A 26,935-nucleotide genomic window follows, 5' to 3' on the forward strand; every position below is an offset into this window, starting at 1 on the left:
AAAAGAAAAGCCATGCACCAGCATTTTCGTATGTTCGCCACCTACAACCGGTGGGCAAACAACGTGGTCTATGATGCCGCGGCCGCTCTTGACGAGGACGATCTCAACCGGAGCACCGGGGCGTTCTTTGGATCCCTGATCGGCACGCTCAACCACGTTCTGGTGGCCGACCGCATCTGGCTGAAGCGCTTCACCGGTGAAGGCGCGGCGCCGGCCAAGCTGGATTCGATCTTATATTCCGATCTGCCATCACTGCGGCATGCGCGTGAAGCGGAGGACACGCGGATCGTCGAGTGGATCGATTCGTTGAGCTCCAAGGCGCTCGCGGGCCGCTTCACCTACACCACGGTCACCGACATGCGCACCGTCTCCCAGCGTCTCGCACCGGCGCTGGCGCACTTCTTCAACCACCAGACCCATCATCGCGGCCAGGCGCACACCATCCTTACAGCACTGGGCAGACCGTCGCTCTCGCTCGATCTGATCTATTTCCAGCGCACAGAGGAAGGCCGCGCCTTCGCCTGAGTCGACACGCTCGCGAGAAGCCGGGGTCGCATACTCAAAGGCGCGTTGGCGGCTCAGCCGGCGTGATCCCTGAGCCATCTGCCATGGACCCAACCTTTTCGTCTGGCCTGACCGTGCGTGATCGCAATCCAGGGGCCCCGGGCATCGCACGTACCCACGATATCTCCGTTATAGACCTCCCCTATCTTTTGATATTGCGTCCCGGGTCCTGACCGCACGGCAAGAAATCCGTCGCCATTTGGGTCAAGCCCGGCCACCACGCTGCTTGCACATCCCGCCATCTGCCCATCCGGCGTAACAACGAATGGGACGTCCAGTGGCTGTGCCAGGGCGGATAAGCCAAGCGAGGATATGATCAACGCGCTGGCCAGGGCCATAAGAGATCTTTCAATCATGCAACGTCTCCGACCGAGTGTTGTGGCTACTGCTCCGTTTGCGACCGGCCCGAAATAAAGGCCCCGCGCATCGCTTGCCATTTCTTAAAACAGATCCGTGGCTACCAGAAGTCCCAGTGTCCCGGGGACGTCTGTTGCAGGCTCGACGCGCGACTGTCTTCCGAATTTTCTGCACTCGCGGCAAAGCCAACCAGAACGCCCTCGCGGCTGGTTCCTCCATTCATCGCCCCGACCCAGTAGTCCTGGCCAGCGGGCTCGCCCGGTCGACCGAGAACGTTTCGATAAATCACGTCGACGAACTGAGCATTGGTCATCGCGTCGTCATCCCCGAATTGTGCGGTGAACTCCGCGCTATCGAGAAACAGTCCCGCCATGGTGTCGAGTGCGAGACCCGCAAGCGCCTGCTCGATCCAGTAGTTGAGTCCGCCGCTGTCCGCCTCGCGCCCGAGGCCCGCCTCATAAACCAATGCGATGTTGACGATATATGACGGCGCGAAAGGTGGGCCTGATGCAAATCCATCGGCCTGAAGGATCAGGTGGTCGGCAGGCTCATCGAGCAACCGTCCGAAACGATTTCCGCCTCTTGAGACGACGCCCCAGGCATCAGCGATCCCGGCTTCATAAGCATTCCGCGCTTCATCCGCCGTTTGATAGACAAGCGGTTGGTAGTCTAGGAGCTTGTCGCGGAAGAAGCCTGCAATCTCCTGCCCTGCACTTGAGCCGGCAACAACAGCAATCGAAATGGCGTCGAGTTCGCTCAGCGCGTCGACCCCAAGGTCGAGGTGAACCAGCAGGTCGAAGGCATATCCATTTATCCCGGGATCGACGGTCGGGGGAGGTTCCACCGGGCCGGGGGGCAAATAGTTGCCTCCATTGCCTACGTCGAACAGTGCCGATGTGCCATCTGCCTCGACTGTATAGACATAGAAGCCAGTCGTGATCTGTGCGTCCAGCGTCGTCAGTGAATTGCTCGATCCGACGGGCAGCGCAACGAGGATCGCGTCTGCAACGCCCGTGCTCAGCGCCAGCGGCACTTCGGCTGCGGACATACGGAGCCAGAAAGGTGAGAGTGCGTCCAGGTTCGCAAATACATCCAGTCCCCCGCTCACCGCGGAGGGCGGCTCAAAATACGTTGGCGAGTACGCCAGTTTCATCCCGGTCAGACCGTCAACGCGGTCTAGAGACCATCGAGGACCCAACGCGTCTTTTGTGAGAAAAAGAAAATCTGTCATCGACCAGCCCCCAACTTTCGAGGAGATTGGAGTGGCTCGATGTACTGGTCAATATGACCATTAGGCGTAGGTGATGTACTTCCACGACCGATAAATCCGCGGCGTTAGACGCGATCCGTTCTATAACGGCTTGTTGCAACTGATCATCCAGGGCGTGCCGAAACGATCGGCAAACATGGCGAAACGTTCTGCCCACACGGTCTCCTGCATCTCCATGAATACCGTGCCGCCCTCGATCAGGGCGCCGTAGAGGCGTTCGGCCTCGCTGGAGGTGTCGGTTGTCAGGGTCACGCTGAAGCCCTGGGGCTTGGTGAAGTGCGGCGACGGCGCGTCGGAACCCATCAGCGTCTGGCCGTTCGCAACGAGGGTCACATGCACGATCCTGTCCTTCCATTCGTCGCCGACCTGCATTTCGTCGGGCATCTCGCCGAACGTGGAGATCATGACGATCTCGCCCTGCAAGACACGCGCATAGAATTCGAACGCCTCGCGGCAGCGGCCGTCGAAACTCAGGTAGGGATTGATCTGCATGGCAGCATCCTTTTCAGATGAGCAGGGGAAGTCAGCCGCCGCTGATGGCGGTGAGAATGAAGATTTCCGTGCCCGGTTGAAGCCTTGTGTCGAGCCTGGCTCGTTCGCCTTCGACGAACACGTTCATGTGCTTGCGTACCGCGGGGCGGGAATCGCAGATCCGGTCACGCATGCCCGGCCAGCGCCGGTCGAGTTCGTCCACCGCTTCCGAGACGGTGGCGGCCTCGACCTCGACACGGCGCGACGAACCGGGAAACAGGTCGACGAGCAGCGGCGAAAGTTTGACGACGATCATCACCGGCGCTCAGCGTGAGACGACCATCGTCTCCACGGAGGAGATCGTCGGCAGATGCTCGGCGATGCAGGCCCACGAGTCGCCCTCGTCGCTCGACGCGAAGAGCGCGCCTCCGGAGGTGCCGAAGTAGACGCCCGCGGGCTCCATCATGTCGGTGGCCATCGCCTGCCGCAGCACACCGAAGAAGGCATTCTCCTGCGGCAGTCCCTGGCGAAGGTCCTGCCAGCTTTCGCCCCTGTCGCGCGTGCGCCACACGGCGGCCTTGGCGTCGGGCACGAAACGGCCCTGGATGTCGCCGTTCAACGGCAGCAGGTAGAGGGTGGACGGATCGCGGGGATGAACGGCCGCCGGGAAACCGAATGTCGACGGCAGCCCGTTCTCGATGCTCTTCCAGGACTTGCCGGCGTCCTCGCTGCGATACATGCCGCAGTGATTTTGCTGGTAGAGAAGATCGGGCTCGCCCGGCGCCTGGACCAGGCAATGCACGCACTGGCCGAATTCCGGATAGTTCTGGCCTTCGGGCATGTAGTCGGCCCTCGTGCCCTTGTTGCGCGGCTCCCACGTCTTGCCGCCGTCACCGGTGTAGAAGACGCCGGCCGAGGATATGCCGATCCAGATGCGGTCTTCGTCGGCGGCATCGGGTACCAGCGAATGCAGGATCAGTCCCGCGCCGCCTGCCTGCCACTCGGGCCGGGTCGGGTGCTCCTGGAGGCCCTCGATGTGCGACCACGTATCGCCGCCGTCGTCGCTGACGAAAAGGCCGGCCGGCTGCACGCCCGCGTAGAGGCGCCCGTTGCGGGGAGCGAGGCTCCACACCGCCTTGATGGGCTCCTGCCCTGCGTCATAAGCAAGGCCGGCGCTCGAATGTGTCCAGGTCTTGCCGAGATCGGACGATTTCCACACCGCCGGCCCGAACCATTCATTGCCGCCGGCGCCATAGATGACGCCGCTGGCGGGATCGCCGATGACATGCTGCATCGGCCATGTCTCGCAAAAAGGTCCCTCGAGATTCCAACTGCGGCGCTGCTCGTCGCTTCGCGCGATGAACACGCCCTTCTTGGTTCCGATCAGGACAAGAATTTCCTCCGCCATCCTATTCCTCCATGGCCATTCCTAAGCGTCGTGGTGCGACCAAATCGCCCGCCGGGCCGTTCTGCTGGACAAAAAAGTTGATATCAACATAATAAGACCATGTCAAAAGGCAACGAATCATCCGGCGACTCCAGCCCGCTTCCATTTTCCGTTACTCTTCATGTACGCGACACCTGCATGTGTCTCCACCTGCAGCGCGCGGCACGCGCCGTGGCGCGGCGTTTCGACGAGGCGCTGCGCCCGGTGGGCCTGACCAACGGCCAATTCTCGCTGCTGATGTCGCTCAACAGGCCGGAACCGCCTTTGATGCGCGACGTGGCAAGCCTGCTGGCCATGGACCGCACGACGCTCACCGCCATGCTCAAGCCGCTGGCCCGCCGGGGACTCCTGGAAGTGACGGCGGACGAGAAGGACAAGCGTGGGCGGCGCCTCACTCTGCTTGCCGACGGCCGTGCGTTGGTTGCACGCGCAATGCCGATCTGGACGGCGACGGAAGCCGCCGTCGAAGCAGGCCTGTCGCATGCCGATCCAGAGCGCCTGCGTGATGATCTTCGCACGCTGAGCTAAGCAACGCCGCGGGCGCAGTATTTGCTGCAGCGCAACATCGTTAAAATTCTCTTCACTTCAGAAATCCTGCAGTAACGCTCGAATCGTCTCGCTCGAAACCTTTGTCTTCGTACGGCGTAGCCCACAGGAAGGGCATTTCGTGAAGTCAAAGCATAGCAAACCTTGAGGAGAGCGTCATGAGACTGAAGATCACATCAATAGTTCGTAATACGCTTGCCGGCGGCGTGGTTGCATTCGTGTTGAGCAGTCCTGTTCAAGCACAAGGCCTTGGCGTCGGCGTGGATGCGGGCGGCGTCAGCGCCGGTGTTGGAGTGGGTGTCGGCGACGGTGGCGTCGATGCCGGCGCAGGCGCGTCCGTGGGCGGTGAAAGCGGCGCCAACGCCGGGGTCGGCGCCAGTGTCGGCGGTGCCGACGGTGTCGATGCGGGTGTCGGAGCGTCAGTTGGCGGCAGCGATGGCGTCAACGCCGGTGCCGGCGTCAGTGTCGGCGGCGGAGATGGCATCGATGCCGGCGTCAGCGCCTCAATCGGAGGTGAAGGCGGCGTCGATGCGGGCGCGGGCGCGAATGTGGGTGACGGGATCGATGCCGGCGTCGGTATCGGAATCGGCGGCTCCGGTGGCGGCAGCGGCTCAGGTGGGGGTGGTGGCGATGACGGTCCCAGCGACGTTGCCGGGCCAGGCGGTGGCGACGAGGACGGCACCGGCGGTTCAGGCATTGCCGGGACGGGTGAGACGGACCTGACGGGCATGCGGCGGCGCTGCGCCGACATCCGGATGAACCCGGCCATGTATGGCGCGGATCTTGTCGAACTGTGCCGGATGGCGAACCAGGCATCCCGCTAAATTTGGACTTCGGCGGAGCGATCTGCGTGCGGATCGCTCCGCTCCCCTTGCGTTCATGCCGCCGCTCGGCCAATAGAGCGGCATTATGCTCATTATCGACGACGTCTCCCTGCGGATCGCGGGCCGCCTCCTTCTCGACCATGCTTCCCTCACCCTTCCGGCGGGGTCGAAGGCTGGCCTCGTGGGACGTAACGGCACCGGAAAGACCACCCTTTTCAAGGCCATTACCGGCGAGATGCCGACCGAAACGGGCTCGATCTCCTTTCCCAAGAATACGCGCATCGGCCAGGTCGCCCAGGAGGCTCCGGGAACGGAGGAGCCGCTGATCGACATCGTGCTCAAGGCAGATGCCGAGCGGCTGGCGCTGCTGACCGAATCGGAAACGGCCACCGACGCGCACCGGATCGCGGAAATCCAGATGCGGCTGGCCGACATCGACGCACATTCCGCCGAGTCACGCGCGGCCACCATCCTGGCGGGGCTGGGGTTCGATGCCGAGGCGCAGAAGCGCCCCGCTTCGTCGTTCTCAGGCGGCTGGCGCATGCGCGTCGCGCTGGCTTCGGTGCTGTTTTCCGAACCCGACCTGCTGCTGCTCGACGAACCCACGAACTACCTGGATCTCGAAGGCACGATGTGGCTGGAGAGCTATGTTGCGAAATATCCTCACACCGTGCTTCTGATCAGCCACGATCGCGACCTCTTGAACCGGTCGGTCAATTCGATCGTGCATCTCGACCAGATGAAACTGACGTTCTGGCGCGGCGGCTATGACCAGTTCGAGCGCCAGCGCACCGAGCAGCTCGAGCATCAGGAAAAGGCGCGTACCAAGCAGGAAGCCCAGCGCAAGCACATGGAGAGCTTCGTCGAGCGCTTCCGCGCCAAGGCATCCAAGGCACGCCAGGCGCAGTCGCGTCTCAAGGCGCTGGAGAAGCTCAAGCCGATCTCGGCCGCGATCGAGGACAGTGTAAGGCCGTTCTCCTTCCCCGAGCCGGTCAAGACCGTGGCTTCACCGATCATCAGTGTGCAGGGTGGGACCGTCGGCTACCAGCCCGGCAAGCCCATCCTCAAGGGCTTGACGCTGCGCATCGACGAGGACGACCGCATCGCGCTGCTGGGCGCCAACGGCAACGGCAAGTCGACCTTCGCGAAACTGATCGCAGGCCGGCTGAAGCTGGAGACCGGCGGCATGACCGTCGCGCCCGGCCTCAAGGTGTCGATGTTCGCACAGCATCAGATGGACGATTTGCGGCCCGAGGAGACTGCGGTCGACCACGTGCGCCGCCTCATGCCGGATGCAGCCGAGGCAAAGGTGCGCGCGCGCGTCGCCCAGATGGGGCTGACGACGGAAAAGATGAACACCAAGGCAAAGGACCTTTCTGGCGGCGAGAAGGCGCGCCTGCTGATGGGCCTCGCCACGTTCGAGGGCCCGAACCTCTTCATCCTCGACGAGCCGACGAACCACCTCGACATCGACAGCCGCGAAGCGCTGATGATGGCGCTGAACGAGTTTCCAGGCGCCGTCATCCTGATCAGCCACGATCCCTATCTCATCGAGGCGACCGCCGACCGGCTATGGCTGGTGAAGGACGGAACCGTGGCGCCCTACGAAGGCGACATGTCGGACTACCGCCAGTTGATCACGGGCGGCGCATCCGACCGCCGCGAACGGCGCGAAGCGGACAAGGCCTCGAAGGCCGACAAGCGGCGCGAGGCGGCCGCGCGCCGGAAGTCGATGGAGCCGGTCGCAAAGGAGATCAAGGCGACGGAAGGCCTGATGGATCGCACCCGCAAGCGCATAGAGGCGATCGAACAGCAACTCGCCGATCCCGCCATCTATGACAAGCAGCCGGCCAAGGCGACCAGCCTTGCCAAGGAGCGCTCCGACCTTTCCAACGCACTCGACCGCCATGAAGACCGGTGGCTGGCGCTGTCGCAGGAATATGAGCAAGGCATCGCCGAATAAGCATCGCGGTCGTACGCGATGGCGGGATGACGATTGTCTCGATGAGGCGGGTTCTCTATCCCCTGCCCCATCGTGGCGAATCCGGCGCTTGCGGGCTGCGTCGGCGAAACGACAGCCCGAGACCGACCAGTCCGATCACCGTCAGCACGTAGCCGATCGGCGCCACGCTTTCGTCGTAGACCTCGGCGCCGGCATGCAGGACGACATCCACCGAGGCGATATCAAGCCCCGGCACCTCGCCTGATAGTACTGCGAAGCGGTAGCGTTCGGCATCAACCGCGTCGATCGTGCCGGCCACCTCCCGAAATGCAGTCGCGCCTTGCGGCTGCGCTGCCGTGAAATAGAGCGGCGCGGCCATGACTAGGTCTCCGTCGCCCCAGACGACGAGACTGATGGCCGATATATCTTCGCGCGGGATGAACCCGTCTGCCTGCATGTCGACGGTCACCCGCACCGGCGCGTCGGACGCGGATAACGGGACGTCGACGAGATTCTCGAAGCCGGTTTCTGGTGCATAGAGGCGCCACGTGCCCAGCTCGCGGTCCGCGCCGTCGAACGTGGCGAAAGGATAGACGAAGCCGAGAAGCACGCCGACAACCAGGACAGGAAGAAGCAGGAGGCGGACCAGCCACCTCACGCCTTGCGCTCCCAGCGCCGCTCCGGTGTCTGTTGCCAGTAGGTGACGGCATGGCCATCGGCCTTCATCGCCTTCCAATGCTCTCGCGCCTGCGCGAGCTGGGTGGCGTCGTGGCCGTCGAACATGAACACGGCGCGCTCGTAGCCACCCAATGGAGGCGGCGATGCGCCGTCGACCAGGAACCGGATCTGGGCACCGTTGGCGTTGCTGTCGCTGTTGGTCAACAGCACCGGCTGGAGCGCGGCATGCTGGTCGTGCTCTGTGCCGTGGGCGAGGAACGAATCGTCGCGCCACGTCCACAGATGCGCATCGAGCGCGTCACGGCGTTCCTCGCTGCCGGTCTGGACAACGGCGCGCCAGCCACGATCGACGCTCTTTTCAAGCAGCCCCGGCAACGACTCCTCGAGCGTCGACTCGGTCAGATGATAGAACAGCACTTCGGTCATTGGAGTGCCCCGGATCACCCCTCGTAATGGTCGCGCACCAGCCGGTCGAGGAGACGCACGCCGTAGCCGGACGCCCAGGACTGGTTGATCTCGCTCGACGGCGAGCCCATTGCCGTCCCCGCAATGTCGAGATGCGCCCACGGCGTTTCCTTGACGAAGCGCTGCAGGAACTGTGCCGCCGTGATGGCGCCGGCACTGCGGCCGCCGGTGTTCTTCACGTCGGCATTCTTGGCGTCGATGATCTTGTCGTATTCAGGCGCCAGGGGCATGCGCCAGACCTTCTCGCCAGTATCGAGACCCGCCTTGAGCAGCCGGTCGGCCAGCTCGTCGTCGTTGGAGAACAGTCCCGCATGCTCGTTGCCCAGCGCAACGATGATCGCGCCGGTGAGCGTGGCGAGATTGATCATGAAGCGCGGCTTGAAGCGATCGTTGGTGTACCAGAGCGCGTCTGCCAGCACGAGGCGGCCTTCGGCGTCGGTGTTCAGCACCTCGATCGTCTGCCCGGACATCGAGGTGACGATGTCGCCCGGACGTTGTGCATTGGCGTCGACCATGTTCTCGACCAGGCCGATGACGCCGATGACGTTGGCTTTTGCCTTGCGGGCGGCCAGCGCGTGCATGAGGCCGGTGACGGCGGCCGCACCGCCCATGTCTCCCTTCATGTCCTCCATGCCGCCGGCCGGCTTGATCGACACGCCGCCGGAATCGAACACGACGCCCTTGCCGATGAAGGCGACGGGCTGGTCCTTGGCCTTGCCGCCACTCCACTGCATGATCGCGAGGCGCGGCGGGCGCACGGAACCCTGCGCGACGCCAAGCAGAGCATTCATGCCGAGCTTCTTCATCTCCTTTTCGGTGAGAATCTCGACCTTGACGCCGAGCTGCTCGAGTTCCTTGGCCTTTGCGGCGAATTCGAGCGTGCCGAGAATGTTGGCCGGCTCGTTGACGAGATCACGGGCAAGCACGACCCCATCGGCAATCGCCTCCGCCGTCGCGAAAGCCTTCTTCGCGGCGGTCGGATTTGCGCACATGATTGTGATTTTCGCCGGCTTCGCAGGCGCTGCCTTGCCGTTGTCCTTCTTGGTCTTGTAGCGATCGAACGCATAGGAGGCCAGGATGACGCCCATGCCCAGCGCGGCAACGTCGTCGGCCGAGGGCTCGGCACCGGCCACGTCGGCGACAATCGCGATTTCCTGCGCCTTCTTCGCCGCAGCAAAGGCAGCGCCGCCGATCCTGTTCCAGGCCCGCTCGTCCAGAGCTTCGGTCTTGCCGGCGCCGACGATGGAGATGCGGTCGAGCTCGCTGCCGTGAGGCGCAAGTATTTCGACGGAAGATGCGAGCTTGCCCGAATATTCGGTGACGCCGATTGCCTTCTTCAACGTGCCTTCCGCGTCAAGCGCGGCAGCGGATTCGGCCAATGCCGCACCGTCGGCGGCGAGCAGCACGACGCTGCCCTTTTTCGGCGTTGCGATCTTGGCGAAGGCGATGGTCGGTCGAATGGACATGAATTTTCCTGCTGGTCGGTTGTTCGCCGTCGAAAGAGGCGGTCTGGTCGAGCGCGATAGTGGCCAATTCAACGAATTTGACAAGCCCGCGGCCGGAATCCCATCACAACCGCCTGATAGCACAAGGCATTAACCTTGTTTGTTGGCATTTTATTCGCCAAGGTCGCGCACAGTCGCGCTCGGGCGGGTTACGAACGGGACAGCTTCACGTCAGGCGCGGCTGCCATTATGCCGCGCAGGAATTTCGGGCGCTCGCCGCACCCACGCCAAAAAGAACCGGAACCTCGCGACATATGAAAGTCGTCGAATACTACATATTGCGCCGCGCCCTCGGAATCTTCACCGCGACGCTGTCCTGGGTTCTGCTGATCGTCTGGACCACGCAAATCCTGTCACGGATCGATCTGGTGACCGGAAATGGCCAGTCGGCCGCGACCTTCTTCGAGGTCGCCTGGCTGGTGCTGCCCGCCGTCATCCCGATCATCATTCCGTTCGCCATCGGCATCGCGATCGCAGTGACGCTGACGACCATGAACAGCGATTCCGAGCTGATCGTCATCAGCGCCGCCGGCAGTCCGCGGCTGACGGTGATGCGGCCGATCATCCTGCTGGCGGCCACCGCCTGCGCGATCTCCTTCGCGATCAACAATTTTGTCGAGCCGTATTCACGCGAGCGACTGCGCATCCTGATTTCGGAGGCGCGCGCCGAACTGATCACCACGGTGATTCAAGAAGGCGTTTTCCAGGAGGTCGAGCCGGGCCTGAACATGCAGATCGGCGAACGCCTGCCCGACGGCCGGTTTGGCGGCATCTTCGTCGCCGACGCGCGCGAAGAAGGCGTCGAGCTGATCTATTACGCCAAGAATGGCGCGACGCTCGAGACCGAAGGAGAACAACTGCTGGTGATGCAGGACGGCGCCGTCTATCGGAAGACGGCAGAGGGCGTGTCGATCGTTCGCTACTCGTCATACGGGCTGGACCTTTCGCAGTTCATGGCGAGTTCGGGAGCGCCGACCATGCTGCCGAAGGACCGAACCCTCGCCTATCTGATGAATCCGGACCCGAACGATCCGGTGTACAAGGCTGATCCGCATCGATTCCGCGCCGAACTGCACAAGCGGTTCTCGGACTGGCTCTATCCAATGGTGTTCGCGCTGATCGGGCTTGCGGTGGCCGGCGACTCGCGGTCGTTCCGTGAGGCGCGCATTCATCCGCTTTTGACGACGATGACGATCGCCGTGGTGGTGCGCTGGGCCGGCTTCTTCATGACCGACAGGATCACCAACGATCCGAGCTTGTGGCCGCTGGTCTATGTCATTCCGATCGGCAGTTGCGCCGTGGCCATCTTCTTCCTCGCGACCAACCGGGTGATGGAACTGCCGATGTGGATGGTCGAACGCGGCGCCGCCGTCGTCGAGCGGGCCCAGCAGCGCATGATCACGCTCAGGATGCGGCTCTTCGGCCAGGCTGGGCGGACCCAGGGAGGCGCGGCATGATCGGCTTCACCCTCGGCCGCTACTTCTTCATGCGCTACCTGTCGATCACGATGTGGATGTTCATCGGGTTGAGCGCGTTGATCTTCATCGTCGTCTTCACCGAACTGGCCGACCGGCTTGGCGGCGTGACCGATTATTCCGTGACGGCGACACTGGCGATCGCGGCGATGCAGACACCGATCCTGATGCAGCAGTCGGTGCCTTTCATCGGCCTCGTCTCCGCCATCGCGACGCTGGTGGCGCTCAATCGCCGCTACGAGCTGGTGGTGACGCGGGCGGCCGGCATCTCTGCCTGGCAGTTCCTGCTTCCGCTATGCGCGGGATCGCTTGTATTCGGGCTCGCCGCCATCCTGATCCTGAACCCGATCGCCGCAGGCGGGCTTGAGCAGGGCGAGGCGCTGGAGGCGTCCGCGCGCGCCGGCAGCGCCGGGTCCGGCAACGAGCAGAGCTCGCCATGGATCAAGCAGCGCACGGCCGAAGGCGAGACGATCATCGGCTCGCGCGCGGTGCTGGACCAGGGCATGGAACTCGTTGATGCGAGCTTCCTGCGAATCGACACGGACGGCACGCTGGTAGAGCGCATCGACGCGCGGTCCGCCTATCTGCGGCAGGGTCACTGGGAGCTGGTCGGCGCCAACCGCATTCTCGCCGGCGAGGCCCCCGAAGCGATCGAATCCGTGCGGATCGACACCAACCTGACGCCGGAATTCGTCATGGAACGGCTGGCCAATCCCGAGACGATCTCGATCTATGACTTGCCGCGCAAGATCGCCGCCGCACGCTCATTCGGTCTCAATGCCAACGCGTTTGCGATGCAGTTTCATTCGCTGATCGCCTTGCCGGCGCTGCTGATCGCAATGACCCTGATCGCCGCCACGGTGTCGATGCGATTTGCACGAATGGGACAATCGGTGTCGATTATTCTGGGTGGCATACTCGCCGGCTTTCTGCTTTATGTCGTAACCGTTCTGGTCCAGGCGTTCGGCAGCGCCGGATTCGTGCCGCCCGTCGCGGCGGCCTGGTTTCCGGTGCTGGTTGCGTCTTTTATCGGAGTGACGTTTCTGTTGTACAAAGAGGACGGCTAGGTGAACGGCGAGATCGCGAAAAAACGCAGGTCCGCCAGGATGTTGCACCTTCTGGGCGCATCCGCGCTCGCTCTTGGCGCGGCCGCTTTCGCCGTGCCGGCGCCGGTGCTTGCGCAGGATCTCGGATTTGAAGACGCCGGACTTTCGAGCGATGCGGAAATGCTGCTCGAAGCCGACACGATCGTCTACGACAACGACCGCAACACGATCACCGCCGTTGGCGGCGTCCGCATCGACTATGACGGCAACCGTCTCGTCGCCCAGCGCGTCACCTATGACCGTGCCACCTCGCGCCTGATCGCGAGCGGCAATGTCGAGATCGTCGACCCGCAGGGTACCCGTTTCAGCTCCGATCAGATCGACGTCACCGACGATTTTCGCGACGCGTTCGTGCGCACGCTGAGGGTCGAGACGGCCGACCAGACCTATTTCGCCGCCGAGAGCGCGGAACGGGCCGACGGCGCGCTGACCACGTTCAACCGTGGCGTATACACGGCCTGCGCGCCCTGCGAGGACCGACCGGGCAAGCCGCCGATCTGGCGCGTGAAGGCGCAGAAGATCATCTGGAACGGCGAAACGGAAACGGTGCGATTCGAGCGCGCGCGCTTCGAGTTTTTCGGCCTCCCCCTCGCCTTCCTGCCGGCCTTCGAGATCGCCGATCCCACGGTGGAGCAGAAATCGGGCTTCCTGCTGCCGAGCTACCGCTCGGGAAGCGAACTGGGCCACGGACTGCTGGTGCCGTATTACTGGGCCGTGTCGCCCACGGCCGACGTGACGTTCAAGCCGACCGTCTATTCCAAGCAGGGTTTCCTCGCCGAAGCCGAATGGCGCCAGCAATTCGACAATGGCAGCTATTCGATCACCATCGCCGGCATCAAGCAGCGCAGCCCCGAGGAATTCTATTCGGACGCCGCGAGTTCCTTGTGGGCGAGCGACAACGAAGACTATCGCGGCATGGTCGGCTCGAAGGGCGCGTTCAGGATCAACCCGCGCTGGACCTTCGGCTGGGACGTGATGGCCCAGAGCGACAAGAACTTCTCGCATCGCTACGCGATCGAGGGTTACGACCAGCTCGACCGCACCGACAGTGTCTATCTCACCGGCCTGAACGATCGGAATTATTTCAACCTCAGCGCGTACCGCTTCACCGTGCAGGAAGCGGTTCGCGACACGAACCCGGTGACGGGCGAGCCCTATTGGGGACGCAACGGGCAGCAACCCTGGGTACTGCCCTCCTTCGACTACGCCTTCACGCCCGACAACAGCATCGCAGGCGGCGAGTTGAACATCGACGTCAATGTGCAGGGCATCCGGCGCGACCAGCTCGATGCGACGAATTTCACCATCGACGGCCGGCCCCAGTCGATGGTGCAGGGCATTGAGGGAACATCGGGCCGCGTGACGGCGGAAGCGGAATGGAAGCGCTCGTTCATCGCGCCCGGCGGGCTGATGCTGACGCCGATCCTGCATGCGCGTGGCGACGCGATCGGGGTCGACTATAGCGGTGGGTCGCAGAACGCCATCTCCCTGGTCGGCGCCCGCAACGGGTTCGAGACCGAGATGCGCTCGTCCTTCTACCGTGCCATGGCCACGGCCGGTCTGGAGGCGCGCTGGCCGGTGCTGTTCTCGACCACAAGTTCGCTGCACGTGCTGGAACCGATGGGCCAGATCTTCGCGCGCCCCGATGCGGCTTATGCAAACCGTCTTGGCATTCCCAACGAAGACGCGCAGAGCCTGGTTTTCGATGCCTCGAACCTGTTCGAGCGCGACAAGTTCTCCGGCTATGACCGCATGGAAGGCGGCGTGCGCGCCAATCTCGGCATCCGGTATTCGGGCACGTTCTCCAATGGCTGGTCGAGCACCGCGCTCGTCGGCCAGTCCTTCCATATCGCCGGCCTCAATTCCTACGCGTCGGCGGACCTCGTCCATACCGGCGCCTATTCCGGGCTGGAGACGGATCGATCCGACTATGTTGCCGCAGCCAACGTCGTCAGCCCCGGCGGCCTGGCGCTGGGCGCGGGCGGCCGTTTCGACGAGGCGAATTTCGATCTTCGCCGCGCCGACCTGACGGCGGGCGTGGCAACGACGCCGGTGACGCTGGCAGCCACCTACTCGTTCATCGAAGAACAGCCCGATTACGGCTTCGAGGAAGACAGGCACGAGATCCGCGGCAGCGCTTCGGTCCGGTTCGACGAAAACTGGCGCGCCTTCGGCAGCGGCACCTACAACATGACCGAAGAGGTGTTCGTCGCCAAGTCTATCGGCTTTGCCTATGACGACGAGTGTTTCTCGTATACGATGGCGGCCACGGAATATGTCGACCCGACAAACCCGTCGCAAAAGAGCCGTGGCTTCAGCTTCGGCATCTCCTTGCGCACCATCGGTGATTTCGGGTCGTCGTCCGGCGGCTAGAGCGGGTTGTTGCCACCGCCACAACTCGCTTGAGACCATGCGCCACGGTTTCGCCCCAGAGATGGGGCACGGGACGGTAAAGACGCCGCCGCCCAACGCATTTAGGGAGACAACATAGATGAGAATGGCCGGAAGCATCCTGCGCCCCTGTGCGCTGGCCCTCATGTTGCTCGGCACCTCGGCGCCGATGGGCCTCGTCCCGTCGGCAGCCCAGGCCAGCGAGATCAAGTACATCGTCAACAATGTGCCGGTGACCAGCTACGACATCCAGCGGCGCGTGGCGCTGCTGCGGTTGCAGAACACGCGCGGCAACGTGCAGCAGGTCGCCGCGGACCAGTTGATCGACCAGACCCTGCGTGCAGCCGAGATGACGCGGATGAACATCCGCATCTCCGACGACCAGGTCGGCGACGCCTATGAACGGTTCGCGCGTTCCAACAACATGTCGACGTCGCAGATGGATCAGGTTCTGAACCAGTCCGGCGTGACAAAGGCGCATTTCCGCGAGTTCATCCGTTCTCAGATGGGCTGGTCGCAGGTGCTGAACGCGCGCAATCGCGGCTCTGCGGGCGGCAAGATGAGCGAGCAGGAGGTCGTGCAGCGGATGCTGCAGCAGGGCGGCGAAAAGCCATCCGCGACGGAATACATGCTGCAGCAGGTCATCTTCGTGGTGCCGGCCGCCGAGCGGGGCGCGAAGCTGGGTACGCGCAAACGCGAAGCCGAGGCGATGCGGCAGCGCTTCCAGAGCTGCGAATCGACCCGCGAGTTTGCCCGCGGCCTGATAGACGTGACGGTTCGAGACCTCGGCCGCGTGCTTGAGCCGGAATTGCCGCCGGATTGGGCGGAGCGGATCAAGGCGACGAATGCCGGCGCAGCCACGACCGTCCAGGAGACCGAGCGGGGCGTCGAGTTCATCGGGATATGCAGTGCCCGCGAGGTTTCCGACGACCGCGTCGCCCAGATGGTCATGCAGTCCGAGGAAGGCGCGGGAGGCGACGAGGCCTCCGAGAAGCTGACCAAGGAACTGCGCGACAAGGCGCAGATCATCCAGCGCTAAAGCCCGCCGAAAGGCGGGCGTACCGGAACGCGCCAGGCGCGTTCCGCGAGCGCAAACAGGTCGTTTCACCATGCCACCACGTCCCCTCGCGCTCACGATAGGCGATCCCTCCGGTATCGGCCCCGAAATCGCCATCGCCGCCTGGCAGCGGCGCGGTCGCGAAGACGTGCCTGCCTTCTACCTGCTTGCAGACCCGCTTCTGGTGAAGGCGCGCGCCAGCACGCTCGGACATGCGCTCGACATCGCGGTGATTTCGCCAGGCGAGGCGTTGGGCGCATTCGCGACCGCGCTCCCGGTGGTGGCGCTCGAAAATGCCTTTATCGACACGCCGGGCCATCCCGATGCCGCCAACGCGGCAGGCACGGTGGAGGCGATCGAACGGGCCGTGGCCGACGTGCGCGCCGGCCATGCCGATGCGCTGGTGACGAACCCCATCGCCAAGAAGCCACTGTACGATGCCGGCTTCCGCTATCCCGGCCATACGGAATTTCTCGGCCACCTCGCGGAACTGGATGCCGGGCGGCCGGTTCGTCCGGTGATGATGCTGGCGGGGCCGGAACTGCGGGCCGTGCCGGTGACAATCCACATCGCGCTGTCGCAAGTCCCGCAAAGCCTAACGGTCGACCTGATCGTCGAGACCGCGGCGATCACCGCCGCAGACCTGCGGGCGAGGTTCGGCATCGCGCGGCCGCGTCTGGCGGTGGCTGGGCTGAACCCGCATGCCGGCGAAGGCGGCGCGATGGGCACGGAGGACGAGGCGATCGTCCGCCCGGCGGTCGAGGAGCTCGTCAGGCGCGGCATCGACGCGCGCGGTCCCCTGCCCGCCGACACGATGTTCCACGCCCAGGCGCGCGCGACGTATGACGCAGCGATCTGCATGTATCACGACCAGGGCCTGATCCCGGCCAAGGCGCTTGCTTTCGACGAGACGGTGAATGTCACGCTGGGACTGCCCTTCATCCGCACCTCGCCGGATCACGGCACCGCCTTCGACATTGCAGGCAAGGGCGTCGCACGGCCCGACAGCCTGCTGGCAGCGCTCAGACTTGCACGGCGAATGGCTGATGCAATGGCGAGCGCCACATGAGCCTCGACGGGCTGCCGCCGCTGCGCGAGGTGATCGAGAAGCATGAACTGCGGGCGAAGAAGTCTCTCGGCCAGAACTTCCTGCTCGACCTCAACATCACGTCGAAGGTAGCACGGGCAGCCGGCGACCTGACGCGCTCCACCGTCATCGAGGTCGGTCCCGGCCCCGGCGGACTGACGCGCGCGCTGCTCGCGCATGGCGCGCAACGCGTGATCGCGATCGAACGCGACGAACGCTGTCTCGATGCGCTGGCCGAAATCGCGCAGCACTATCCCGGACGACTCGATGTCATCGCCGGCGACGCCCTGAAGTCCGATTTCGCGGCACTGGCGGCGGGTGCCGAGGATGTGCGGATCGTTGCCAACCTGCCCTACAATATCGGTACGGAGCTGCTCTTGCGCTGGCTCACCGTGACGGACTGGCCGCCATTCTGGACGTCGCTGACGCTGATGTTCCAAAGGGAGGTTGCCCAGCGCATCGTCGCGGCCCCGGGCAGCGATGCCTATGGCCGGCTTGGCGTGCTGGCCGGCTGGCGCACGCAGTCGCGCATCATGTTCGATCTGCCGCCGCAAGCATTCACCCCACCGCCGAAAGTGACATCGGCCGTGGTGCACATCGTGCCCAACGCCGTACCTTTGCCGGTGGACGGCAAGGTTCTGGCGCGGGTGACCGAGTCCGCCTTTGGCCAGCGCCGCAAGATGTTGCGCCAGAGCCTCAAGGGCATCGGCGGGGAGCGGCTTCTGGCGGAGACGGGCATCGACGGCACTCGCCGCGCCGAGACCCTCAGCGTGGAAGAATTCGTATCGCTTGCAAGGGCATTGGAGAAGACATGATCGGAGACAGGGCGTTCGCCGCCATCGTCTCGTTGCTCTCGCTGGGGACACTGGCCACGCAGGCGCAGGCAAGGCAGATCTGCGTGCTCGTCGCCGACGCCCAAAGCGGCGCGATCCTGCATGAAGATGGCGATTGCCGCAGCCGTGTGACGCCCGCATCGACGTTCAAGGTTCCGCTGGCCGTCATCGGCTATGACGCGGGGTTCCTCAAGACTAGTGAAATACCCGAACTGCCCTTCAAGCCCGGCTATCCCGACTGGATAGAGGCCTGGAAGCAGCCGACGACACCACGCATGTGGATGGCCAATTCGGTCGTCTGGTATTCGCAGCGCATCACCGAGGCGCTGGGCCGCCAGGCACTTGAACGATACCTGTCGGATTTCGACTACGGCAATGCCGATTTTTCCGGCGATGCCGGCCGTGACAACGGGCTGCAGCGCGCCTGGCTGACCTCGTCGCTGCTCGTCTCGCCGATCGAGCAGGTCACCTTCATGGCCAGGCTGGTCAATCGTCAGCTTCCCGTCAGCAGGCAGGCCATGGACCTGGCAATGGACGTCGTCGAGAGCAGGACGACCACGGACGGCTGGACGGTGCACGGCAAGACCGGATCGGCCTATCCGCGCAACCGCGACGGATCCTTCAACCGCGCACGCGGATGGGGATGGTATGTCGGCTGGGCGTCGCAGGAGGATCGTACGCTGGTCTTCGCCCGTCTCGACCAGGACGAACAGCGCCACCAGCGCTCAGGTGGATTGCGGGCGCGCGACGCGTTCATCGCGGAATGGCCGGAGCTGTGGGCCCAAATCGGCTCGGTCGACAGCCAGAGCGACAAAAACCCGTAAGCGGTCAGTCCAGCTTTTCGTCGAGCAGGCCGGTGACGAAATCGAAAAGTCCGGGGCGACGGTCGCGGCGAAGCCGCTCGGCGGTTACAATCGCCTGGACCTTTATGAAGGCTGCATCGAGATCGTCGTTGATGACGATGTAGTCGTAATCGCGCCAATGCTCGATCTCGGTGCGCGCATTGTCCAGCCGTGCCTCGATGACTGCATCGGCATCTTCGGCGCGGCGGCGCAGGCGTCCCTTCAATTCCCGCATCGACGGCGGCAGGATGAAGATGGACACGATGTCGGCGCGCATCTTGTCGCGCAACTGCGCCGCACCCTGCCAGTCGATGTCGAAGAGCATGTCGCGGCCCTCCGCGAGCGCGCGCTCGGCGGGCTCGCGCGGCGTGGCGTAAAAGTTGCCGTGCACCTCCGCCCACTCCAGCAACTCGTCATTGTCGCGCATGCTGCCAAACTCGCGCGGCGATCGGAAATGATAGTGGCGGCCGTCGATTTCGCTGCCGCGGCGCGCCCTCGTCGTGACGCTGATCGACAGCTCGAAGCTGGGATCGCTTTCGAGCAGATTGCGCGCGATCGTCGACTTGCCCGCGCCGGAAGGTGACGAGAGCACCAGCATCAGCCCACGACGGCGGATGGAAGCTGTGAGGGGTGTCTCCGCCATGGTCTACTCCAGATTCTGGACCTGCTCGCGAAACTGGTCGACGACGGCCTTGAGCTCGAGGCCAATTGCGGTGATCGACGCCGCGTTCGACTTGGAACACAGCGTGTTGGACTCGCGATTGAATTCCTGTGACAGAAAATCCAGCTTGCGTCCGACGGGGCCACCAGAAGCAAGCAGGTCGTATCCGGACGCGACATGCGTACGCAGCCTGTCCAGCTCTTCGCGAATATCGGCTTTCGTGGCAAGGAATGCCGCTTCCATGTGCAGGCGCTGTTCGTCGAGCGGCGCGCCTGTATTCATCAGCATGCGCACCTGCTCCTGGAGCCGGGCGCGGATCGCCGCCGGCTCGCGGGCGGGGTCGCTTTCGGCGCGGTCGCCAAGCGTGGCGATCGCATCGAGGTGGCCGCGCAACAATTCGCCCAGCGCATCGCCTTCGGCGCGACGCGAGGCGAGAAGATTGTCAAGCGCGCCGGCAAGCGCGGCAAGGATCGCCGCGTCGAGCTCGGCCCGCGCTTCCTCATCCTCGACGGCGTCGGGAATTTCGAGCACACCGCGCAGGGAAAGCAGGCCGTCCGAGGTGGCAGGGGCAGTACCGAACTGCTCTTCGAGACGCTTGGCGAGGCCCGCCACATCCTGCAGGAACGCCTCGTTCACCGCCGGCTGCGTCTGGGCGTGGGCGCGCGCGACGGAAAGGCTCGCCTGGACGTTGCCACGCGAAAACTTCTTCTGGATCGTCTGACGGACCGACTGTTCGAGACGCTCGAAACCCGGAGGCAAACGCAAGCGGGCCTCAAGACTTTTGCCGTTTACCGATTTCAACTCCCAGGCAATCGACGTGCCTGCGTTGTTGGAGACGGCGCGTCCGAAGCCCGTCATGCTCTGCAAACTCATCGCACCCCCCGTGCCCCTCGTCCGTGCCGTCAGTCCTGCGATGCGGCGCCCTCTTCGACGGCGGCTGCTTCGCCGCGCTCGCGTTCGATCCGGCGCCAACGCGCCACGTTCTCATTGTGCTCTTCGAGCGTGCTCGCGAAGGCGTGGCCGCCTGTTCCATCGGCGACGAAATACAGGTCTTCGGTTTCAGACGGGTTGGCCACCGCCTCCAGCGAGGCGCGCCCCGGGATGGCGATCGGGCCCGGCGGCAGACCGTCGATCGTGTAGGTGTTGTAGTCGGTGGGCGTGTCGATGTCGGATCGGTAGATCGGCCTATCAGACGGCTTCCCCTCGCCGCCGAATATTCCATAGATGATCGTCGGATCCGACTGCAGACGCATGCCGTTTCTCAAGCGGTTGATGAACACGGCTGCCACACGCGAGCGTTCGTCGCCCCGCGCGGTTTCCTTCTCGACGATCGAGGCCAATGTCACGAACTGGTTGATGTCTTCGACCGGCAGGTCCGGCGAACGGCGTTCCCAGACACTTTCCACGAGCGCCTTTTGATCCGCCATCAGCTTGTTGACGACGTCCTGACGCTGCATGCCGCGGGTGAAACGGATGGTGTCGGCCGCCAGCGCACCTTCCGGCGGCAGTTCGGCCGGCATGTCCCCTGTCAGTTCCTCGGCGGCGGCAATGCGCCGGAAGGCCTGCGCGACCGTCAGGCCCTCAGGGATGGTGACGGAATGAAGGATGGATTCTCCGTCGACGAAAATTTCCATGATGTCGTGCATGGAGGCTGCGGCAGGTATGGCGTATTCGCCGGCCTTCAACTGGCCATCCTTGGAATAGGCGCGCAAGCCGAGACGGAACACACGCGCATCGTCGATCATCCCACGGCGTTCGAGCTGCTCCGCGATCTCCTGCACACCGGTATTGGGCCGGATGAGGAACGTGTCGGGAGCCGCCAGAGGGCCGCTGTCCTCGAACATATGCTTGCCGAACCAAACGGTCGCGAAAGCGGCGATTGCCACGAGAACGATCGCAGACATCACGAAGTTCATGAAGACCACGAACTGGCTGCGCGAGCGCTTGGACCGCCTGGGAGGCGGCGTCCCGGCCTGCGGGCGCAGGGCTTCGCTCGCCGTCTTGGGGACGATCGGCTTCTGCGTGGGAGATGGGCCGGCTGGCCCTTGATCCACGGGGTTGCTCGTCATTGCGTGTACGGACGCTCCCTTAGGCCGGATTGGTTCGATTCAGCGACCCCGAACCTAAGCCGGAATATGGCAAAATTGGCGGCGCCGAGGAGCGCCAAGACGTTCAGCCCTGATATCTGCGGAACACCAGCGAGGCATTCGTCCCGCCGAAGCCGAAAGAGTTGGACAGTGCAATGTCAATCGGCCGCTCCCGCGCCCGGTGGGGAACCAGGTCGATGGCTGTCTCCCTTTCGGGATTGTCGAGATTGATCGTCGGCGGCGCGATGTTGTCGCGGATGGCGAGGATCGAGAAGATCGCTTCCGCGGCGCCGGCCGCGCCGAGCAGATGCCCGATCGACGATTTGGTCGAGGACATGGAAATCTTCGAGGCCGCGTCGCCGACGAGCCGCTCGACCGCGCCCAGTTCGATGGTATCGGCCATCGTCGACGTGCCGTGGGCGTTGATGTAGTCGAGGTCCGCCGCCCCGATGCCGGCGCGCTTCAGCGCGGCGCTCATGCAGCGGAATGCACCGTCGCCATCCTCCGACGGGGCGGTGATGTGGTAGGCGTCGCCGGAAAGGCCGTAGCCGACCACTTCCGCGTAGATCTTTGCGCCGCGCGCCTTGGCGTGCTCGAGTTCCTCGAGCACGACGACACCGGCGCCCTCGCCCATGACGAAGCCGTCGCGGTCGCGATCATACGGCCTCGACGCCTTGGTCGGCTCGTCATTGTGCGCGGTCGACAGCGCCCGGCAGGCGGCAAAGCCGGCCAGGGACAGCCGCGTGACCGGCGATTCCGCGCCGCCTGCGACCATCACGTCCGCGTCGCCAAATATGATCAGCCGGGCGGCATCGCCAATGGCGTGCGCGCCGGTGGAGCAGGCGGTCACCACCGCATGATTGGGGCCCTTGAGCCCATGGCGGATGGACACCTGTCCGGAAACGAGGTTGATGATGTTGCCGGGAATGAAGAACGGGCTGATGCGGCGCGGCCCCTTCTCCTTTAGAATCATGGCATTTTCGGCAATGCCGTCGATGCCGCCGATGCCGGATCCGATCATCACGCCGGTGGCGTTCTGGTCGTCGGACGTCGAGGGATGCCAGCCGGCATCTTCGAGCGCCATGTCGGCAGCGGCCATGCCGTAGATGATGTAGTCGCTGACCTTGCGCTGTTCCTTCGGCTCCATGAAGCGGTCAGGATCGAAGGCCGCCTCCCCGCCTTCGCGGGGTATGACGTGGGCGATCTTCGCAGGAAGATCGTCCACCTCGAACGTGTCGACGCGCCGCGCAGCGCTCTTGCCGGCCAGAATTTCCTTCCAAGCATGGTCGACGCCGACGCCGAAGGGCGAAAGCAATCCCATGCCGGTAACGACGACGCGTCTCATCGCCCGTACTCCGGTCCGGCGTAACTGTTCAGGCCGCGCGGCAAGGCGTCAGGCCGACGCCTTATCGATGTACTTCACGGCGTCGCCGACGGTGAGGATGGTCTCGGCCGCGTCATCGGGAATCTCGACGCCGAATTCTTCTTCGAATGCCATGACCAGCTCGACGGTGTCGAGGCTGTCCGCGCCGAGGTCGTCGATGAAGCTTGCGCCCTCGGTGACCTTGTCGGCATCGACGCCCAGATGCTCGACAACGATTTTCTTGACGCGTTCTGCGGTATCGCTCATTTGCAAACCCTCGACTTCAGAAAGTTGGTGGGACTTCGTTAGCGGCACGATTGCCGGTAATCAAGCTGAAAGATAGGAGCATAAGGTGGGTATCAACCCGGTTCTGTCCGGTAAGTTCCTACCCTGATCCGTTTTGGTCCGATGCTCCCGGAAGCGGCGTTTCCTTGCCACGGAGCGGCGGAACTACACGAAAAACCGTCCTGCTCCAAGACGAAAAGCGCCGCGATGGGACGTATCCTCAGATCATCGCCATGCCGCCATTGACGTGCAGCGTGTGACCCGTGACGTAGCCCGCCTCGTTGGAGGCCAGGAAGAGAACCGAAGCCGCGATGTCGGTGCCGGTCCCCATCTTTTTCATCGGGATGACGCCCATGATCGCCTCCTTCTGCTTGTCGTTGAGCTTTTCGGTCATGGCCGATTCGATAAAACCGGGTGCGACGCAATTGACGGTGACGTTGCGCGTCGCGATCTCCTGAGCCAGCGATTTGGAAAAGCCGATCATGCCTGCCTTGGAGGCGCAGTAATTGGCCTGGCCGGGGTTGCCCATCACGCCGACGACGGAGGTGATGTTGACGATGCGGCCGAAGCGCCGGCGCATCATGGGGTGGGCAAGTTCGCGCGTCAGGCGGAAGGCGGCAGTAAGATTGACCTCCAGCACCGCATCCCAGTCCTCGTCCGACATGCGGACGAACAAGCCATCGCGGGTTATGCCGGCATTGTTGACGAGGATGTCGACGCCCTCGAGCTCCGCCTCTGCCTTCTGGCCGAGCGCCTTGACCTCGTCGCGGTCCGAAAGGTTGGCCGCGAACACCTTGACCCGGTCGCCGAGTTCGGCGGCGAGCGCATCGAGCTTCTCGACGCGGGTGCCGTGCAGGCCAACGGTCGCGCCCGCCGCGTGCAGCGCGCGGGCCACGGCCTCGCCGATGCCGCCGGTTGCCCCGGTGACGAGCGCCTTGCGGCCTGTCAGATCAAACATTGCATTCCCCCTTGTTCAAGCCAGCGCTGCGACCGCGGCATCGACGTCGGCGGCGGCACCGACATTGGCGGTGGCGATGTTGCGGTCGATGCGGCGCGCCAGACCGGACAATACCTTGCCGGAGCCGATTTCATAGAGCGTGGTAACGCCGTTGGCGCCGAACCATTCGATCGTCTCGCGCCAGCGGACGCGCCCCGTCACCTGCTCGACGAGACGGGCGCCGATCTCCTGCGGATCGGTGATCGGCTGGACCAGCACGTTGGCAACCAGCGGAACGGCGGGAGCATGCATCTGCACACCGGCGAGCGCTTCGCGCATGGCTTCCGCCGCAGGCTGCATCAGCGCGGAATGGAATGGCGCGGAAACCGGCAGCATCAAGGCACGCTTCGCCCCCTTGTCGGTGCACAGGCGGGCCGCGTGCTCGACCGCGGGCCTGGCGCCGGAAATGACGAGTTGCCCGCCGCCATTGTCGTTGGCGATCTGGCAGACCGAGCCCGTCCCCGCTTCCGCGCACGCAGATTCGACGTCGGCCTGCTCGAGCCCGATGATTGCGGCCATCGCACCTTCTCCGACGGGAACGGCGGCCTGCATGGCATTGCCTCTGATGCGCAGCAGCCGCGCCGTGTCGGCAACCGAAAGCGCGCCAGCCGCGGCAAGCGCGGAATATTCGCCGAGCGAATGCCCTGCGACGTAGGCCACCTTGTCCTTCAGGGAAACGCCGCGAGATTCGAGGACGCGGAGGGCGGCGAGCGAGACTGCCATGAGAGCCGGCTGGGCATTGGCCGTCAGCGTGAGTTCGTCGTCCGGGCCTTCCCACATGATGCGCGACAGCGCCTGACCCAGCGCCTCGTCGACCTCTTCGAACACGGCGCGCGCCTGCGGATAGGCGTCGGCGAGGTCCTTGCCCATTCCGACGGCCTGACTGCCCTGCCCCGGAAAGGTGAAGGCGATCGACATGGCGTTTCTCCCTGCTTCTCGTTGTCGGCAGCGTGTGACGCAAGCAGGCCGACAGGTCAAGAGGCGGGGAAACCGCGCGATGCTCCCCGGTCAGTTGGTGACGTAGAGCTTGGCGATGCGCGAGGCGATCTTCTTGAAGACCGCGTCGAGGTCGTTGACGTCACTTGTCGGATAGTAGTGGTCGGGGGTCGTCGCGCACTTGGTATAGAGATTGCGGTTGGCCTGGGTGTCGGCGCCAAGCAGAACGGTGAAGACCTCCACGTCGTCATCCTTCAGCGCGTCGCAGGCGGTAAGCGTCATATCGTTGACCTTGGTCAGCGCATTGTTGCGGTTGGTATCGACCCGCCCCTGATCGAGGAAGTGGTATGAACCGTAGTCGGATTTATTGAAATACTCATTGCCGGCACCGAAAACCGTGTTCTCTCCGTCGGTGAACACGACTGCATATTTCGACGTATATTCCGACTTGAACGGCACGCCCTGATCATAGGGTTCACCCGGTGAAAGCACGCGGTAGGCCCACGCCATGCCCTCCGACACGTTCGTGCCCGAGCCCTCCCAGTAGATCATTTTGTCGATCTCCGACTTCAGCTTGGTGAAATCGGAAGTGAGCGGCATGATCGGTGTCGGGCAAGCGTAGTTCGGACCCGTTGAACGCGAAGACGATTCGCTTATGGTCTTGTTGCCCGACGCTAAATTGTAATAGCGCGACGCTTGCTTCACTTTTGCTTCGTCATATTTACCGAAGCTGTCGTTAATATATGAATTGTTCCAAATGTCACTACGATTCGGGGATGTCGCGTTGCTACCAGGATTGTCTGGCGCGAAGTATGGCACGAACAACGTGTTCGGATTCTTGTTCTTCGGTGCGTCATCCGTGAGATTGTAAGGTGCAGGCCTCGCCTCCACGCACCCCTTCCACTCTACACCTAGAGCGTCAAAGAGCTCAAGATGATTGGTTCTCGGCGTAAAATAGATCCCATTGTAATCCGAGAAGTCTGAGCCACGCGCCCTCCAGCTTTCAGACTTCTTGTGCCATTTTGAATCTATCCAGCTCTCCTTGTAGCCCTCGCCCTTGATGTTCACGGCCGTCACGAACGGCACCAGCGCCGCCTTGACGACGCGCTTGGGCTCGCTGTCGGGCGAGTGGACGGTCTCCAGAATATCAACGAGCGACTTTGCCGCCTTGCGCAGCTCGGCCATGCGGGCGGACCCCATGGAGCCGGTATTGTCGAGCGCCATGACAATCTCCAGATGGTTGCGCGATTCATACGCGCTGGAGGTCACGGTGATGCGGCGCGACGAACCGAACATGAAGGCAAGGTGCAGGGTCACATCGGCGGAAACGGTGCCGGTCGTGCTGATGTAGTTGATGCCGGTCTCGATTTCGATGTCGCCATCGACATTGGTCATCTCGCCCGCGCCCAGCAGGTTGGCGCTGAGATAATCCTGAAAAACGTCGTCGCGCGACAGCGTCTTGTCGTTGATGCGCGAGGCGGCAAGAACCGCGGCGTCAGTCGCGTTCTGAAGCTGCGCGTGCGCCTGCGTCAGCGAGGCAACGTCCACGGCAAGCCCGACCCCGCCGAGCAGCACCGGCAGGATCATGGCGAACATCATCGAAAAATTGCCGGCTTCGGAGCGGCGAAAATTGCGAACTACCATTCAGGAGACCCCCAAGGAATTCGCCGGGACGGTAAACGGGACCGATAAAGATTCCGTTGAGGGAATACCGACAATTCTCCGACATGGTCCCGATCGGCGCGC

General features: G+C 63.7%; 27 protein-coding genes. 11 read left to right on the forward strand and 16 right to left on the reverse strand.

Features of this window, described 5'->3' with window-relative positions; genetic code table 11:
* Positions 1–12 precede the first annotated feature (12 nt).
* Positions 13–525, forward strand: coding sequence for a DinB family protein (locus tag AAFN84_RS15505; protein WP_347515501.1), 513 nt, complete (start codon positions 13–15; stop codon positions 523–525).
* A gap of 53 nt (positions 526–578) precedes the next feature.
* Here AAFN84_RS15505 and AAFN84_RS15510 read toward each other — a convergent pair whose 3' ends face one another.
* The 5 genes from AAFN84_RS15510 to AAFN84_RS15530 form a co-directional block, all read right to left on the reverse strand.
* Positions 579–1,001, reverse strand: a complete 423-nt coding sequence (locus AAFN84_RS15510; RefSeq protein ID WP_347515502.1) for an SH3 domain-containing protein — start codon at positions 999–1,001, stop codon at positions 579–581.
* Positions 1,002–1,021: 20 nt separating this feature from the next.
* The gene (locus AAFN84_RS15515) at positions 1,022–2,152 is read right to left on the reverse strand and encodes a DUF4214 domain-containing protein (protein WP_347515503.1); all 1,131 of its coding nucleotides are present in this window, start codon (positions 2,150–2,152) and stop codon (positions 1,022–1,024) included.
* Positions 2,153–2,272: 120 nt separating this feature from the next.
* Positions 2,273–2,683: a VOC family protein gene (locus tag AAFN84_RS15520; RefSeq protein ID WP_347515504.1), complete on the reverse strand. Its 411-nt coding sequence runs from the start codon at positions 2,681–2,683 to the stop codon at positions 2,273–2,275.
* Positions 2,684–2,714: 31 nt separating this feature from the next.
* Positions 2,715–2,978 (reverse strand): MoaD/ThiS family protein, encoded by a 264-nt coding sequence (locus tag AAFN84_RS15525; RefSeq protein ID WP_347515505.1) that lies wholly within the window; start codon positions 2,976–2,978, stop codon positions 2,715–2,717.
* Between the two features lie 9 nt (positions 2,979–2,987).
* Positions 2,988–4,070 (reverse strand): exo-alpha-sialidase, encoded by a 1,083-nt coding sequence (locus tag AAFN84_RS15530; RefSeq protein WP_347515506.1) that lies wholly within the window; start codon positions 4,068–4,070, stop codon positions 2,988–2,990.
* A gap of 99 nt (positions 4,071–4,169) precedes the next feature.
* Here AAFN84_RS15530 and AAFN84_RS15535 point away from each other — a divergent pair, with 99 nt between their 5' ends.
* The 3 genes from AAFN84_RS15535 (at position 4,170) to AAFN84_RS15545 (ending at position 7,442) form a co-directional block, all read left to right on the forward strand.
* Positions 4,170–4,637 (forward strand): MarR family winged helix-turn-helix transcriptional regulator, encoded by a 468-nt coding sequence (locus tag AAFN84_RS15535; RefSeq protein WP_347515507.1) that lies wholly within the window; start codon positions 4,170–4,172, stop codon positions 4,635–4,637.
* Between the two features lie 176 nt (positions 4,638–4,813).
* Entirely contained in the window at positions 4,814–5,479 is a 666-nt protein-coding gene (locus tag AAFN84_RS15540) for a hypothetical protein (protein WP_347515508.1), read from the forward strand.
* Between the two features lie 85 nt (positions 5,480–5,564).
* Positions 5,565–7,442 (forward strand): ABC-F family ATP-binding cassette domain-containing protein, encoded by a 1,878-nt coding sequence (locus AAFN84_RS15545; RefSeq protein ID WP_347515509.1) that lies wholly within the window; start codon positions 5,565–5,567, stop codon positions 7,440–7,442.
* 55 nt (positions 7,443–7,497) lie between these two features.
* On the opposite strand, the gene AAFN84_RS15550 is transcribed toward AAFN84_RS15545, so the two are convergent.
* Genes AAFN84_RS15550 through AAFN84_RS15560 form a run of 3 tightly spaced genes read right to left on the reverse strand, consistent with a single transcriptional unit; the run spans position 7,498 to position 10,030 of the window.
* The gene (locus tag AAFN84_RS15550; RefSeq protein WP_347515510.1) at positions 7,498–8,079 is read right to left on the reverse strand and encodes a hypothetical protein; all 582 of its coding nucleotides are present in this window, start codon (positions 8,077–8,079) and stop codon (positions 7,498–7,500) included.
* Positions 8,076–8,525 (reverse strand): DNA polymerase III subunit chi, encoded by a 450-nt coding sequence (locus AAFN84_RS15555; RefSeq protein WP_347515511.1) that lies wholly within the window; start codon positions 8,523–8,525, stop codon positions 8,076–8,078. The genes AAFN84_RS15550 and AAFN84_RS15555 overlap by 4 nt, the downstream gene beginning before the upstream one ends.
* Before the next feature lie 14 nt (positions 8,526–8,539).
* Positions 8,540–10,030 carry a leucyl aminopeptidase gene (locus AAFN84_RS15560; protein ID WP_347515512.1) on the reverse strand — a complete coding sequence of 497 codons (1,491 nt, stop codon included), beginning with the start codon at positions 10,028–10,030 and terminating at the stop codon, positions 8,540–8,542.
* 293 nt (positions 10,031–10,323) lie between these two features.
* Here AAFN84_RS15560 and lptF point away from each other — a divergent pair, with 293 nt between their 5' ends.
* The 7 genes from lptF (at position 10,324) to blaOXA (ending at position 18,842) form a co-directional block, all read left to right on the forward strand.
* Complete coding sequence (lptF, locus tag AAFN84_RS15565) at positions 10,324–11,526, forward strand: LPS export ABC transporter permease LptF (RefSeq protein WP_347515513.1); 1,203 nt, start codon at positions 10,324–10,326, stop codon at positions 11,524–11,526.
* A complete protein-coding gene (lptG, locus tag AAFN84_RS15570; RefSeq protein WP_347515514.1) occupies positions 11,523–12,611 on the forward strand; it encodes an LPS export ABC transporter permease LptG in 1,089 nt (362 codons plus the stop codon). Before lptF ends, lptG begins: the two co-directional genes overlap by 4 nt.
* Positions 12,612–15,023, forward strand: coding sequence for an LPS-assembly protein LptD (locus AAFN84_RS15575; protein WP_347515515.1), 2,412 nt, complete (start codon positions 12,612–12,614; stop codon positions 15,021–15,023).
* Positions 15,024–15,186: 163 nt separating this feature from the next.
* Entirely contained in the window at positions 15,187–16,080 is an 894-nt protein-coding gene (locus AAFN84_RS15580) for a SurA N-terminal domain-containing protein (RefSeq protein WP_347515722.1), read from the forward strand.
* 70 nt (positions 16,081–16,150) lie between these two features.
* Positions 16,151–17,167, forward strand: a complete 1,017-nt coding sequence (pdxA, locus tag AAFN84_RS15585) for a 4-hydroxythreonine-4-phosphate dehydrogenase PdxA (RefSeq protein ID WP_347515516.1) — start codon at positions 16,151–16,153, stop codon at positions 17,165–17,167.
* Positions 17,164–18,000 carry a 16S rRNA (adenine(1518)-N(6)/adenine(1519)-N(6))-dimethyltransferase RsmA gene (gene rsmA / locus AAFN84_RS15590; protein ID WP_347515518.1) on the forward strand — a complete coding sequence of 279 codons (837 nt, stop codon included), beginning with the start codon at positions 17,164–17,166 and terminating at the stop codon, positions 17,998–18,000. Before pdxA ends, rsmA begins: the two co-directional genes overlap by 4 nt.
* On the forward strand, positions 17,997–18,842 hold the full coding sequence (gene blaOXA / locus AAFN84_RS15595; RefSeq protein ID WP_347515519.1) for a class D beta-lactamase: 846 nt from the start codon (positions 17,997–17,999) through the stop codon (positions 18,840–18,842). Before rsmA ends, blaOXA begins: the two co-directional genes overlap by 4 nt.
* A gap of 4 nt (positions 18,843–18,846) precedes the next feature.
* Here the strand turns inward: blaOXA and gmk are convergent, their stop codons facing one another.
* From gmk to AAFN84_RS15635, 8 genes are all read right to left on the reverse strand, one after another.
* Positions 18,847–19,503 (reverse strand): guanylate kinase, encoded by a 657-nt coding sequence (gmk, locus tag AAFN84_RS15600; protein ID WP_347515520.1) that lies wholly within the window; start codon positions 19,501–19,503, stop codon positions 18,847–18,849.
* Positions 19,504–19,506: 3 nt separating this feature from the next.
* Positions 19,507–20,394, reverse strand: a complete 888-nt coding sequence (locus AAFN84_RS15605; RefSeq protein WP_347515521.1) for a YicC/YloC family endoribonuclease — start codon at positions 20,392–20,394, stop codon at positions 19,507–19,509.
* Positions 20,395–20,423: 29 nt separating this feature from the next.
* Positions 20,424–21,590 (reverse strand): endolytic transglycosylase MltG, encoded by a 1,167-nt coding sequence (mltG, locus tag AAFN84_RS15610; RefSeq protein WP_347515522.1) that lies wholly within the window; start codon positions 21,588–21,590, stop codon positions 20,424–20,426.
* Between the two features lie 103 nt (positions 21,591–21,693).
* Positions 21,694–22,953, reverse strand: a complete 1,260-nt coding sequence (fabF, locus tag AAFN84_RS15615) for a beta-ketoacyl-ACP synthase II (RefSeq protein ID WP_347515523.1) — start codon at positions 22,951–22,953, stop codon at positions 21,694–21,696.
* 48 nt (positions 22,954–23,001) lie between these two features.
* On the reverse strand, positions 23,002–23,238 hold the full coding sequence (locus AAFN84_RS15620) for an acyl carrier protein (RefSeq protein WP_047143752.1): 237 nt from the start codon (positions 23,236–23,238) through the stop codon (positions 23,002–23,004).
* A 238-nt stretch (positions 23,239–23,476) separates the two neighbouring features.
* The gene (gene fabG, locus AAFN84_RS15625) at positions 23,477–24,214 is read right to left on the reverse strand and encodes a 3-oxoacyl-[acyl-carrier-protein] reductase (RefSeq protein ID WP_347515524.1); all 738 of its coding nucleotides are present in this window, start codon (positions 24,212–24,214) and stop codon (positions 23,477–23,479) included.
* A 15-nt stretch (positions 24,215–24,229) separates the two neighbouring features.
* Entirely contained in the window at positions 24,230–25,171 is a 942-nt protein-coding gene (gene fabD, locus AAFN84_RS15630; protein ID WP_347515525.1) for an ACP S-malonyltransferase, read from the reverse strand.
* A gap of 90 nt (positions 25,172–25,261) precedes the next feature.
* Complete coding sequence (locus AAFN84_RS15635; RefSeq protein WP_347515526.1) at positions 25,262–26,833, reverse strand: pilus assembly protein; 1,572 nt, start codon at positions 26,831–26,833, stop codon at positions 25,262–25,264.
* Positions 26,834–26,935: the final 102 nt, after the last annotated feature.

The organism is Mesorhizobium sp. CAU 1741, from assembly GCF_039839275.1.
Lineage (GTDB): Bacteria > Pseudomonadota > Alphaproteobacteria > Rhizobiales > Rhizobiaceae > Aerobium.